Source organism: Paenibacillus uliginis N3/975, assembly GCF_900177425.1.
GTDB lineage: Bacteria > Bacillota > Bacilli > Paenibacillales > Paenibacillaceae > Paenibacillus_AQ > Paenibacillus_AQ uliginis.
Genome location: NZ_LT840184.1, coordinates 3,313,679 through 3,326,557, shown reverse-complemented (window position 1 = coordinate 3,326,557; position 12,879 = coordinate 3,313,679). Strand labels below are relative to the sequence as shown.

At 42.4% G+C, this 12,879-nt stretch carries 12 protein-coding genes; 9 read left to right on the top strand and 3 right to left on the bottom strand.

Translation table 11 applies throughout. The features are described 5' to 3' along the window. Positions 1 to 158: 158 nt before the first annotated feature. On the bottom strand, positions 159 to 2,531 hold the full coding sequence (locus B9N86_RS15650; RefSeq protein WP_208914108.1) for an ABC transporter ATP-binding protein/permease: 2,373 nt from the start codon (positions 2,529 to 2,531) through the stop codon (positions 159 to 161). A gap of 150 nt (positions 2,532 to 2,681) precedes the next feature. Here B9N86_RS15650 and B9N86_RS15645 point away from each other — a divergent pair, with 150 nt between their 5' ends. The 9 genes from B9N86_RS15645 to B9N86_RS15610 all read left to right on the top strand — a co-directional run bounded on the left by B9N86_RS15645 (position 2,682) and on the right by B9N86_RS15610 (position 10,685). Beyond that, positions 2,682 to 3,356, top strand: coding sequence for a response regulator transcription factor (locus tag B9N86_RS15645; RefSeq protein WP_208914107.1), 675 nt, complete (start codon positions 2,682 to 2,684; stop codon positions 3,354 to 3,356). Continuing rightward, positions 3,353 to 4,420: a HAMP domain-containing sensor histidine kinase gene (locus B9N86_RS15640; protein WP_208914106.1), complete on the top strand. Its 1,068-nt coding sequence runs from the start codon at positions 3,353 to 3,355 to the stop codon at positions 4,418 to 4,420. Before B9N86_RS15645 ends, B9N86_RS15640 begins: the two co-directional genes overlap by 4 nt. A gap of 336 nt (positions 4,421 to 4,756) precedes the next feature. Further along, positions 4,757 to 5,239 (top strand): alpha/beta fold hydrolase, encoded by a 483-nt coding sequence (locus tag B9N86_RS30800; protein WP_342192580.1) that lies wholly within the window; start codon positions 4,757 to 4,759, stop codon positions 5,237 to 5,239. Beyond that, a complete protein-coding gene (locus B9N86_RS30795; protein WP_342193877.1) occupies positions 5,130 to 5,789 on the top strand; it encodes an alpha/beta fold hydrolase in 660 nt (219 codons plus the stop codon). The genes B9N86_RS30800 and B9N86_RS30795 overlap by 110 nt, the downstream gene beginning before the upstream one ends. Positions 5,790 to 6,080: 291 nt before the next feature. Continuing rightward, entirely contained in the window at positions 6,081 to 6,263 is a 183-nt protein-coding gene (locus B9N86_RS15630) for a hypothetical protein (RefSeq protein ID WP_208914105.1), read from the top strand. Positions 6,264 to 6,902: 639 nt separating this feature from the next. Continuing rightward, on the top strand, positions 6,903 to 7,148 hold the full coding sequence (locus B9N86_RS15625; protein WP_208914104.1) for a hypothetical protein: 246 nt from the start codon (positions 6,903 to 6,905) through the stop codon (positions 7,146 to 7,148). 130 nt (positions 7,149 to 7,278) lie between these two features. Next, complete coding sequence (locus tag B9N86_RS15620) at positions 7,279 to 7,575, top strand: hypothetical protein (protein WP_208914103.1); 297 nt, start codon at positions 7,279 to 7,281, stop codon at positions 7,573 to 7,575. A 515-nt stretch (positions 7,576 to 8,090) separates the two neighbouring features. Beyond that, positions 8,091 to 8,672 (top strand): TetR/AcrR family transcriptional regulator, encoded by a 582-nt coding sequence (locus B9N86_RS15615; RefSeq protein ID WP_342192578.1) that lies wholly within the window; start codon positions 8,091 to 8,093, stop codon positions 8,670 to 8,672. Between the two features lie 60 nt (positions 8,673 to 8,732). Then, entirely contained in the window at positions 8,733 to 10,685 is a 1,953-nt protein-coding gene (locus B9N86_RS15610; protein ID WP_244562714.1) for an alpha/beta fold hydrolase, read from the top strand. Positions 10,686 to 10,992: 307 nt separating this feature from the next. Here the strand turns inward: B9N86_RS15610 and B9N86_RS15605 are convergent, their stop codons facing one another. Next, on the bottom strand, positions 10,993 to 12,033 hold the full coding sequence (locus tag B9N86_RS15605; protein ID WP_208914101.1) for a HEPN domain-containing protein: 1,041 nt from the start codon (positions 12,031 to 12,033) through the stop codon (positions 10,993 to 10,995). 132 nt (positions 12,034 to 12,165) lie between these two features. Further along, positions 12,166 to 12,396, bottom strand: coding sequence for a hypothetical protein (locus B9N86_RS15600; protein ID WP_208914100.1), 231 nt, complete (start codon positions 12,394 to 12,396; stop codon positions 12,166 to 12,168). Positions 12,397 to 12,879 lie beyond the last annotated feature (483 nt).

Genomic DNA, 12,879 nt, shown 5'->3' with positions numbered 1-12,879 from the left:
AGCAGAGAGGAAGGGAGGAAACTTTTCAGCGAATGGTCGAGGTAGAATAAAGCGGTAAACCACCCACAAAAGCAAACGAACCGGTTAAGGAATAATCCCTTTACCGGTTCGTTTATATTTTTTAACAAGGTTATTTGTTTATGTCGTTAATTATTGTATTATTCGCTTCGAAGTGCAACAACTGGGTCTTTCTTTGCAGCCATTCTTGATGGAATAAATCCAGCAATTAAGGTGAGTATCATACTTCCGGCAACCAGCGCTGCTGCATGAAGTGGGCTAAGACTTGCAACTCCAGATATTCCTGCTAGATTAGATATAATGGTATTGATCGGTATTTCAAGCAGATATGAAAGACCTACCCCAATCATTCCTGCCGTGAATCCTATAATCAGCGTTTCCGCATTAAATACCCTTGAAATGTCTTTTTTACGTGCACCCACACTGCGAAGGATGCCGATTTCTTTGGTGCGCTCAATTACCGAAACATACGTTATGATACCGATCATAATTGTGGAAACCAAGAGAGAAATAGCGGCAAATCCGCTCAAAACATAAGTTACGGTATTAAGTAGTGTTCCTGTTATGGAAGAAATCATTTCCGCCATATCAGAATAAATCAGTTGATCATCGTTTGATTTACCATCATTGTATTTATCAAGGTATTCTTTTATCTTGTCTTTGCTTTCGTAATCTTTTGGATAAATATTGATACCCGTTGGAGTGGAATCAGCTCCAAGCATTATCAATGCATTGTCCTTCGCCTTATTGTCTAAAGGAGCGCCAAGCAAAACATTCTTATCCGAATCTTTTTGGGTGGTTGCAATTTCGCTCTTTTGCGCATCTTCAACTACAGCTGCGGTGAGAGCCGTAGTATATGCAATACCCGGTGACAAATAGCTGCTTGACACATCTTTTTTGGAACGCAGAATGCCGGTAATCGTGAGTTTTGTTCCAGTATCACTGTCATACAGTTTTTCATAATCTGTAGGCGCAGCCGCAGTGAATAAATCTCCATTCCTAGTATAGTAATCATCATTCGGTATTACTTTTAAAATTGTTTTGTCAATAAAATCGGTCAGCTTATAATTTTCGGTATTCTCAGTAATACCAAGTTTTTCAAAAAATGCTTTGTCAATGCGATTATATTTATCAACAACTAAAACGACTTCGTTTTTTCCTGTAGGCATCCTGCTTCCTTCACCAATTAAATCATATTGAGATAAAATAAAGTCATTATTTTCAGGAAGTTCCTGCAAGTAGGTGCTATTGCCACCCATCATCATTCCCATACCGCTTGGAGCTGAAGTTGTTTCAAACTTTACGGCTGTGTCTTTTCCTTTTGCCAACAAATTGATGTTTACTCCGTGCATATAGGAAATGTTGTTGACTGCATTAGGTAAATCAGTTTCAAGTTTTCCGATATAATTAAGATAGTCTTCGGTAATGATATTGCTATGCTTTGTACTGTTTTTCTCACTGTCATAGGAGTACATAACGTTATCATTCGGATATTCTGTATATCCTGCAGCATCATTATTTCCTTCAAGACCACCAGGACCACGTTCGGTCAAATCTACGGTTTGCTCGCCTGTGCCGATGGTGATGGGAAAGCTGCTGAGTGTATCGGACTGCATACTGCTCATATAGGTAGACAGTCCGTTTGAAAGAGCCAACACAAGCGCAACACCGATAATGCCAATGCTTCCTGCAAATGCTGTAATAAGCGTTCTGCCTCGTTTTGTCAGTAGATTTTTAAAGGAAAGCACCGTTGCTGTTAACAGTGACATGGAGGTTTTCTTGAACTTCTGTTTTTTTGGTGTTTGTACGGATGCTTTTCCTGTTTCAGCTTCCACAATTGGATTACTGTCCGACTGAACTTCACCGTCTAAAAAACGGATAATTCTGTCTGAATATTCCTCTGCCAGTTCACCGTTATGGGTGACCATGATGACAAGACGTGTTTTGGCCACTTCCTTTAATATATCCATGACTTGAATACTGGTATGACTGTCAAGTGCCCCAGTCGGCTCATCCGCAAGGATAATATCGGGGTCGTTCACGAGCGCCCTTGCTATGGCAACACGCTGCATTTGACCGCCAGACAATTGATTTGGTTTCTTGTTCAAATGGTCGGCAAGCCCGACTTCTATTAGTGCCTGCTTCGCCCGGCGTCTTCTTTCGGAAGTTGATACGCCAGATAAAGTCATAGCGATTTCAACGTTCTGCAATACCGTTTGATGTCCGATTAGATTATAGCTTTGAAATACAAAGCCTATAGAACGGTTACGGTAAGCATCCCAGTCACTGTTCTTATATTCTTTTGTGGACAAACCGTTTATTATTAAATCGCCACTATCATACTGGTCTAAACCGCCAATAATATTAAGAAGTGTGGTTTTACCACAGCCCGACGGACCGAGTATGGAAACAAGTTCATTTTCTCGAAATCCAAGTGATATACCTTTTAAAGCAGTAACGACTTCGCCGCTATTATATGTTTTTTTAATTTTCTCCAGTTTGAGTTTCAGCATAAACATTCCTCCATTTTTTTGTGTGCACCAATAGGGTAGCAGTGTAAAGTAAACTCAATATCAATTGGATGGAGCGATTCACTTGATTTTCAGTTTACTTTTTGATGGTAAAATTAATTAGCAATAATAAGGTAAATGGAGGCACTTTATATGCTTAAAATACTAGTTGTAGAAGATGATACTAATACCAGAAAGTTAATGTGTGCCGTTTTAAAACAGAACGGTTTTGAAACATACTGGGCGGAGGACGGCATCATCGCACTTAATTTAATGGAACAGCAGCACTTTGATTTAGTGGTGCTTGATTTAATGATGCCGAATATGGATGGCTATGAATTAACACGGCAACTCCGGCTTTCTTGGGAGAATCTGCCTATCTTGATGGTTACAGCTAAGCAGGAACCAAAGGACAAAAGGAAGGGTTTTCTTGTTGGTACGGATGATTATATGACAAAACCTGTAGATGAGGAGGAGATGGTACTTCGTATTAAGGCACTTCTTCGCAGAGCAAAGATTGCCAGTGAACATAAGCTGACAGTCGACAAGGTTGTACTTGATTATGATGCTCTCACTGTATCCCGTGAAGATAAGGTTATTACACTACCGCAAAAAGAGTTTTACCTATTATATAAGCTGCTTTCTTATCCGAATATGATTTTTACCCGTCTTCAACTTATGGATGAGATTTGGGGAATGGAATCCGAAACCGATGACCACACACTTAATGTTCATATAAACCGCTTGAGGGACAGATTTCGAGATTGGCCAGAGTTTGATATTGTTACAGTTCGGGGTCTTGGCTATAAGGCGGTGAAAAAAACATGAGAGAATTTTTTAAGAAGAGATTGAGTCTTGCCATAACATTGGTGATGTTTGTGTTCGGTGTTATGGTGTCAACATTTGTGCTGATTGGAGGAAGTGTCGTCCTATTACAGCATATTGGCATTATTTCTCTTTCCGGTCATCCTGCACAGGATCCGAGAGGTGGAAATCCTCTATTCCCGTTATTTATACTCTTTGGTCTCTGCATTTTGCTTGGAACTGCACTTACGGCCTTTCTCAGCAAAAAAGCGCTGAATCCAATCCGCAAGGTAATTGATGCCACACATAAGGTGGCCGGAGGAGACTTTAGCGTTAAGGTAGATATAAAAGGCATCGGTGAATTGGAAGAATTATCTCAGAGCTTTAATAAAATGACACAAGAACTTTCGAGCACTGAAACACTGAGAAGCGATTTTGTCAACAACTTTTCCCATGAATTTAAAACACCTATCGTATCTCTACGTGGTTTTGCAAAGCTTCTCAAGGAAAATAATCTTACAGACGAAGAACGACGGGAGTATCTAGACATTATCATAACGGAATCAGAGCGTTTAGCTGCACTTTCCACCAATGTTCTTACACTGTCAAAATACGAGAACCTTGAAATTATTGCGGATAAAGCCCCGTTCAGGCTGGATGAACAAATTAGAAAGTCAATCGTATTAATGGAGCCCAAATGGTCTGCAAAAGAGATTACCGTAAATGTGGACTTAGATAAGGTGATTTATAGCGGAAATGAAGATTTGACACAGCAGTTATGGCTTAACCTTATAGATAACGCCATTAAATTTTCCTATCAGGGTGGCTTAATAAATATTACCCTTGCATATGAAAATGACGAGATTCGGTTTGTTATTGAGGATAACGGATCTGGCATGGACGATCAGACTAAAGCTCATATTTTCGATAAATTTTATCAGGGCGATACTTCTCATTCCAAAACAGGATATGGACTTGGACTTCCACTTGTAAAACGCATAGTGGAACTTTGCGGTGGTGACGTTGGGGTGCAAAGTGAGCCGGATAAAGGCAGCATATTTACTGTTGTATTGACGTGTTTAAAGTAAATTGCTTCGTTAGTGCAAAAAGAAAAAGAGAGGCCGTAGCATGAAAAGAGAAAGACTTCTGAAGTATCTTTTAGAACGTGCAGATACTGCAGGACAAAATCGAATAGTCTTTTTTTTAGATGATACACAGAGGTTGAGAGAGATCCTTTTTATCAGCGCTGGCCGAGGGGAGTGTCCTTTGAAGATCCAGCCTATAATCGATTGAGGTGTTATGATTAATCTTTGACTGTTATAATAATGTATTATAGTATAATTATTGAAATTGATAATGGTAAAAATAAACATTCGACACAACGGCTCATCCAAGCCGCTTCACGAAACAGAAAGGGGCATCGTATGAACACAACCACCGTCAAGGCAAAGCGAACCAGTCGGAAGAACTGGGCTAAAATACTGGTGACAGCCCTGGCTGTACTCGTGTGTATCATCGGTCTCGGCTTTGTATATGAACGGTTCGCATCTTTGCAGGCCAAGCAAAACTATCCCCCGCCGGGCAAGCTGGTTGATGTCGGTGGATTTCGCCTGCATGTGAAGAAGATCGGGATTGGCTCGCCGACGATTATCTTCGAGGCTGGCAGCCGGGAGTCTAGCCACATTTGGAGAGATATTCCTGAGCAGTTGGTGAAGGATGCGACGGTCGTCACATACGACCGGGCCGGCTATGGCTGGAGTGAGCAAGGCGGATACGGAACGGAACGGCAACCGTATCGTGCAAGAGCTGCATACCGCGTTGCAGCAGGAAGGCATTCGCGGGCCGTATATTCTCGTCGGCCATTCCCAGGGTGGCATGTATTCCCGACTGTTCGCGCAGCAGTATAGGGATGAAGTCGCCGGATTGGTACTGCTGGATGCGCGACCGGAACAATTCTCGCAGGCAACGGATGCTATCTTTGAACGTGAAGGACTGGATCCGGATAAGATGGGAGTGCCGCCTACAGCCTTGGTGAAGTTATTAAAAGCGTCGGGGGCTATGCGGTTGTTTCAGAATTCCCTATTAGCTCAATTGCCGGCAGAGGAGAGGCCGCTCTATATCAATGTGGACGCAGCGTCAGCTTACTTGGAGACGGCGGAAGAAGAAGACAGACACATGACCGAGGTAGAAGATGCTATCCGCGATCAACAGCTCGGATCCCTTCCCGTTAGAATCGTCACTCACACCATTCCTAACGACGCCACCGCATTCGGCATGTCCGCAGAGAGCAGCCGCCAGCTGGAAGATATTTGGCAGGAGCAGCAAAAGGGCTTGCTGGACATATCCACCGACAGCGAACTAATTATAGCTCAGAACAGCGGCCATATGATTATGCATGACGAACCCGATTTAGTAGTTGAGATCGTGCGGGGATTATTGGCACAACACCGGAAATGAAGTCCGTTGTTGTGTCATTTTTTATTTGATAATCCTCGCTTAGGCTTGGCTACCGCAACCATTTCACACAATTAACAAAATGTTAGTTAATTGACAAGTCCATGTGTAACCAGTTACACATGGGAGGGATTGAAACCGCATGGTCACAATGTACGTCGAATAGAGGGATTTTATAGTGGAAGCAACATTGCCTAAAGGAATTTATTCAGAAATATCAATCCTACAAGAAAATTAAAGAAGCTGACGCCGGTAGAGTACCGACACCAGCTTGCAGCTTAGGGTCTTTTTTCAGTGTCAACTAAATGGGGTCTGACCGGTGTCATTGTGCCGTATAACAATAACTCTTGTTATGATGAACTCATTAACGGCATTCTAAAGAAAGCGCATGAGTTGCATTATCAAGTTCTCTTGCTGCCTTCGTATTATGAGAACGTTATAGCTTCCGCCCAGACGTACGGCTACAGTTACCCGTAAGATTTCGAGATTATTGGCGAGGAGAATACGCCATTAAGTGAAACCCAAGTGTGGATTATCATCAGACTGCAATTGGCGAGCAAGCCGTCTCGCTATTACTAGCTCGAACAGAAGCGAGTGCGTTGTCCTGAATGAGCGCGAAGTTCACTCCTACCTACACAAAGAAACCATACCCTTGAGGGAATGGTTTCTTTGTTGTTATGAATGTCACAAAGGAGGAGGGGGTCTCGTGGAGAAGTTTACGTTCGGCATTTGGTAGCCCATTGCATCCATTAAATCTAATTTGAGAGTTCTTATACATCAAAAAAAATACTAACATCAGGATCTTTATCGAGAATCTGCTTCAAGTAATTGTCTTTAGTGATGAAATATGTTTAAGTGGGGCACACCAGCACGCAGCGCTTGTTGTGCAAAAAAATGCCGAAGAAAGTGGGAAGTGATTGTATGACCGGCTATTGGGATAGAAGGAAGGGGTGCCTGAAAAAACGGATAGGTATTTCAACGAGTTCCTTATATACGCTGGTGAAAAAAACGATATAAAATTTGATGTTAAAATGATAGGGGACCGAAAAGCTTATATATTCGCTGAGGAGGTTCTGAAAACCTATAAAGATGCTCATCCGGAGTTAGGAGGCCAGAATGTCATATACGATCGGAAACACCGATATTATCATTACCAGCTCTGGCGTAACGAAGGTAGACACCAAGGAAGAAAAGGTTTGCTCAGCTTATGAATACGCTGTATTTGAATTTCCGAAGCCGACTACTGTTGATTCAATCGTGTATCAAGTCATACTCAAAGGAATTAAAAGTAATGATCATTTCGATATTATTGAGAAAATGAAGCAATTCATAGTTGCCGGTGAGCTGTTGGTAAAATATTAGAAATATGTCTAATGACTGGACGTAGAAGTTTGTTACAATATAATCAACAAACTATGTTCGAGATGAGCCAATTTGATCGAATCGGGATTAATTGATAAAAAAATTAAAGACAGATTAAGGAGTTCATGATATGCGTTATGAAATAAATGGCGTTATGGTTGATTCTGCTGAGGTTTTGGAATATTTACAAAAGAATTATTTGCTCCATGTCTGTAAATATGTGCAAGAGAAAACCGGATGTACTCTAGCCGAAGCAAGGCAGCTATACGAAAAAATGATTCAGGACGAAGGCATCGAAGAAAAACCGAGCACCTTAGAGATTCGAGCGTACCTAATGGCTGGCGAATTTCTATATTACTTACTACTTTTACACAAAACTCGTATTTTGTACATATGTCTTCTAAATCCCGGAAAAACCCCCAAATGAATATAACTTCTGTCTAATGACAAAAATGTGCCTACATTAATGACACAAAGTTACCTACATTACCTACTCTTACTAATTTCATTATAACAAAAAAACAACTCATTCTAATTTGTATAATGACAATAAGTATATCCGGCATTGCACAAACCAAGTAAAGGTTTATATTCATGGGGATATGGCAGTCTAGAAGTCAAAAAAATTATGCCATTAAAAGCCGCATAATCGCGGCTTTTTTTAGTTTATGGGATGATAGTTTCACAGCAACGAGCCCGTAGAAATCTTATTCGATACCGGATCCGCTTCCACTACAGCTTCATATTGAACTATCCTCCCTCTTTGAACAAAAAGCATATCTCCGTTTTTCTCCCGTATTCTTAGATTTTCATATACTTCAAATTTTTCAGATCATTTGTAGCTGGGGTATAGTTGAATTCCAGCTTCTTATTACCTTCTTTCTGGAGCAGGATATGCATGTCGGGTTTGACAAAGTTTTTTTAGTGCCGTATAGTGCTAATATGATAAAAAAGTATAAACCCAGCAACCGCGATCTTGCCCTTCAAGTCGCGACCACCTTGTTCCTGTCAAAAGGTTATCTCGCGACCAGCATGGATGATATCGTAACGGCGAGCAAAGTATCCAAGACGAACATTTATTATTATTTCAAAAGCAAGGAAGACCTGTTGTCCGCTATCATGGATCAACTCATACAAACCTATACGGAAATGATTCACGATATTGCCGAACGGTCGAGTTTAACCGTGCAAGAACGTTTCAAAGCTATTCTTCGTATGCTGACACACCAAGAGTTGGAATGTTTAGGCGGGTGCCCCTTTATCACCCTGTATACACAGATGCCGCTGGATGCTCCAATAATTCGCGAAAAGGTCGGCCGGTTTTTCCGTGATCAAATCGGCATCGTGGAACAATTAGTTCTTGAAGGGATCCACAAACAAGAATTCAAAGCCGATTTATCGGCCAGATCTACTGCACAATTCATCGTCGCGGCGATTGAAGGCGGATTATTCCTCCAGCATGCGAGTGAAGACTCGACTCTGTTGGAGCAGTCTTTTCACACTTTAGCGTTATTGCTAAAGTAATTTTTTTACCCTTAATTAGCACTGTTCAGTACTAAATTCAATTGAAAGCAGGCGATGTTGATGGCGCACATTTTCATGACAGGTAGTACAGGGTTTATCGGTATGTATGCATTAAAGGAGCTTGCGATTTCTAAAGAAAATCATACAATCAATGCACTTGTACGATCCAATGCAAAGTGGGAGCAAGTGTGTAAGCAAATGGGGTTGGGACGTGAGTACGCGGGGCGAATAAACCCTATCATCGGAGACTTGAGTGCGCCCCACCTTGGATTGAGCGCGTCCAACCGGGCTCTGGTGCAGACGGCGGATGTGATCATTCATGCGGGGGGTCCCATGGATATTTTGTTGGGCGAAGACGAAGCGCGTACAGTCTTCTTGCAGGCGGCGGAGGAAATGCTCGGCATCGCCGAGGAAATTCATAAACGCAAGGGTTTGCGGCATTTTATTCATCTCGTTGGATTCAAAAGTCCCTTTAACGACGATAACATCCTTTCACCGGATTCTATTATCGCTCACTTAGAGCAAGAGCCGCCTTACGAGCGGATGAAGTTCTTTGCCGATTTGCGCATTCGCCAAAGTGCCAAACAAGCAGGTTTTCCACTCTCCGTCATCCACCCAAGTGTCGTTATCGGAAGCTCAGAACACGGCGAAACCGTGCAAACCGGGGGGCTGGGTATTCTCGTGAAATCCGCAGCGCGCAAAATGATGGGCATCGTCCCTGGCGGATCCTCGCATTGGTTGCCGCTCGTTCATGTCGATCATGTCGCCGCCTTCATAAGTGCCCTTGCCTGTGAGGCGCTTCCGGTTAACGGGACCTACTATTTGTTGGATGAGAAGAATGACAGTCCGTCGATGACGAAGCTCGTGACAGGCATTACGAAAGAGCTTCGTGTGGGTAAACCGGTTGGCTCCATCTCACCTCGAGTACTATCCAAGGTGCTTGGCAGTTCCATCGGCCGGAAGCTGGGAATTCCGAAGGAATCGCTGGATTTTATTGTCAAGGCGGATCAAGCATATCCCCTGGCTGCCGCTCGTGAAATCCAACATCGATACTGTCTAGCTCATACCGTGAATGCCTCGATCATGCCTGCCACTATAGCAGATCTCGATTTTCGTCTTGTACATTCGCAAGTGGATACAGACGGATTTATGCGCGGGAAAAGAGGTCCATTGGCTACGCTGGAGCGAAACGGGACGAGGTATTATGGTTCATTGAACGAGGCAGCTTCCGAAATGAGGAGCGTGATGGACAGGGCGGACGATGGAGCGTTGAACAAAAAGCAAGAGGGATCCATTGCCGCAGCGAATACCATCGTCTTCGTGCATGGCACGTTAAGCAGTGCGGATTGCCTATTGCCGCTTGCTGAGCAGTTCCCGGAGTCGACCGTTTGTCTGGTCGATCTCCCAGGCTTCGGACGTTCGCCCTATCACCACGGGCGGAACGTCCTCGAAGGCCACATCGAATCGCTCGTAGAGGCGATTCGTTCTTTCGACACCCCGGTTACGCTCGTCGGCCATTCGCTGGGAGGCCTGCTGGCTGCCCACGCCTACGCGTGCGTACCGGAACGGATCCGCAGACTCCACCTGCTGCAGCCTGTCCTGCACCGCGCTCCAAAGATGTACCGGAGCGCCTTCCTGACCGAGGCTGCGCTGCGTAGGTTGAGCGCGCCGGGTCTCAAGAAGCAGCTGATGGCGCAGAGCTGCTTTACAGACATAAGTGACATACCGCCGGGGTATGTCACTTATGTCCTGCAAGAGCTGCAGTCGCCGCGTGTGCGGAAGACGACTGCGGAGACCCTCTCTGCGTTGACGCGCGCAGAGAGCTTCCGCCTTTCGCAGGATGTGTCGCTGCGAAAGGACGGGGTTACGATCCTGTGGGGCACCCAGGATCGGGTATACCGGCAGCCGGAGTCTTTTCGCTCCGTGCGCACGCTGGAGATTCCGGCTGCCCACAACTTCCCGATTTCGCACCCGGTAGAAACAGCGGAATATCTACAGCAGCTGGGACTATAGGGCTCACCCAAATGTCGCTCCGGGAGCCCGACCCTCGGAAATATCTCCTGCGACTCATGACTTTTACGCAGAAATACCGTCTTAAATCAGCGGCTCTTAATACGGAAAAACCCCACACTAAATGCTTGGACGATTGCAAGAGAACGGTAATCTACTTCTGACATACCAAAAAAGGACTCGGATGAACCCCGAATCCTTTTTTATTTGCTATCGTATGGAGCTGCCTCGGCTCTACTTAATTGATGTTATCTGCCCGTTAGTTTAATGGAAGTAATTGTATGATATTCAAAGCAGAGATGAATTACAATTAAATGTATGATTCATAACACTCGAGGATATCAAGAACTAAGCTATTTAAATCTTCCAAATACAATTCCAATTCACGTATTTTTTTAGTTTCATCAACCTTATTTTTAAATGTTCCGGTATGGACAAATTCACTTCTCAAGTTATAACACTCATTGAAAAAAGAAATTACATCCTTACCTTGATATTGCTTATGAATATTACACCTTACAATTAAGTCCCTGCACTTCTCGCCAATGGATTTTTTCTTAAGAGCACCGACAGCACCTTTTACTTTTTGAATAAATTTGTCTAGTTCAACATCTGATAGCTCTAGTTTTATATTATCCTTTGTTATCATTTTATTGATTTGATTAATGACACTACAATAATTTTCGTCTTTATGCAGGTCCTCTGGCACTAATGATTCAATCGAGCTAACCTTCAAAATAAAACTAGCTCTCAGATCGTTGACTGCATTACTTGAATTTAATAGCGAATAGGCTATTTTAAGTTTGTCATCTTCTCTATAATCCTCCATCTTTATAACTGGAACCTTTACTGTTCTTATAATTTCCACATCATGAGCTACAAATTTGACCTCCGAGATATCTTCATCTAATTGATATATGCCCATTCCTAAAACTTCACTTTTCACTGTTCTATTTGCCAACTCGGGCACTGTTGACTGTAGATATTCTAAGCCAGCTTGTGTGATCTCCCCAGTATCAAATGATGTTTGAATTGTATCGAGAACCCTAAGTCCGCCAGAAATATTAATTGGAATTCCCTGTTTAATAAAACTCTTTTTCACATTAAAAAAGAGCTTTTCACCTTCTCTAACAGCAACTTCTTCAGTACTAAACCCACCATACAATAATATGACTTTTACCTTTCCAAATATCCGAACAACTTTCATGTTACATAAAGAACCTTCTGTTTGAAACAAAATTTTCTCATCTTTGAGGTCCAAGTCGTAATTATTAGTAACAAAGAAAACTATTCTTAAATAATACATATCAAGATCCACTTTCCTCTCCTCAATCATCTTGTCACCAGGCATATTATACCATTATTTAGTGTTAGACTGCCCAATAGCGAAACGCGGCTGCCGATCTATACCGGCAGCCGCGTTTTAGTTATTTATTAAGCTATAGTGTCCCGTTAGCGTAACAGTAAATACGGAGCTAAAAGATTATACTCCGTAGTAATCCTTTATTTTTAACCAAGTTTCATACCAAAATGATTTTTGTTTATCTGGTTTCAATATCTCGATTTGTTCATCGTTTCTTATCAAATACACTTTATCATCTATCTTTTTTAGTATATCACCGAACTGAAGCACGATATCTAGACAGTCTTGTCGATACTGTTTTTCTCTTATATCAGACCAATCTGCTTTTTCTGTCGAAAATCTTTTCTTCAACTTTTTCCACAACCCTTTACTTCATTTGTGACCATTATTGTGTATTGTTTTTTACACTTACATTTTAACATCATTTCAACTATGCTGCCTTAGCTTAATGACGGCGGAGCCATTCTCGAGCGCTAACGTTTCATTTTGGCTTGTTTTAACTTGAATAAGGTTGTACCCGGGCGCACTGGTTCAACATACGTACTGTTAGTCCCGCCAGAATGTAGGCATTTTTGTGTCATTATCCTACAATGTAGGCACATTTGTGCATTTTTTCATGACACAATTTCTCCTACACATAAATAACAAAAAGCCTGATCCATCAGGCTTTCTTTACTTTAAATATGTAGGTAACTTTGTGTCATTAGACACATGGCATCATATGTCGGATGACAAGAACTTTGATAACATAAATGACAAGAACTTGATAACATTCCCCACCCAAGAAAAAACAAACCCTCATTCTTTTCATGAATGAGGGTTTGTTTTTTACTT

Excerpts from the sequence above, each read along its gene's own strand:
- B9N86_RS30800 (WP_342192580.1), top strand. The coding sequence starts at position 4,757 with ATGAACACAACCACCGTCAAGGCAAAGCGAACCAGTCGGAAGAACTGG.
- B9N86_RS15625 (WP_208914104.1), top strand. The coding sequence starts at position 6,903 with ATGTCATATACGATCGGAAACACCGATATTATCATTACCAGCTCTGGC.
- B9N86_RS15650 (WP_208914108.1), bottom strand. The coding sequence starts at position 2,531 with ATGCTGAAACTCAAACTGGAGAAAATTAAAAAAACATATAATAGCGGC.
- B9N86_RS15605 (WP_208914101.1), bottom strand. The coding sequence starts at position 12,033 with ATGCCTGGTGACAAGATGATTGAGGAGAGGAAAGTGGATCTTGATATG.
- B9N86_RS15645 (WP_208914107.1), top strand. The coding sequence starts at position 2,682 with ATGCTTAAAATACTAGTTGTAGAAGATGATACTAATACCAGAAAGTTA.
- B9N86_RS15620 (WP_208914103.1), top strand. The coding sequence starts at position 7,279 with ATGCGTTATGAAATAAATGGCGTTATGGTTGATTCTGCTGAGGTTTTG.
- B9N86_RS15640 (WP_208914106.1), top strand. The coding sequence starts at position 3,353 with ATGAGAGAATTTTTTAAGAAGAGATTGAGTCTTGCCATAACATTGGTG.
- B9N86_RS15610 (WP_244562714.1), top strand. The coding sequence starts at position 8,733 with ATGGCGCACATTTTCATGACAGGTAGTACAGGGTTTATCGGTATGTAT.
- B9N86_RS15615 (WP_342192578.1), top strand. The coding sequence starts at position 8,091 with ATGATAAAAAAGTATAAACCCAGCAACCGCGATCTTGCCCTTCAAGTC.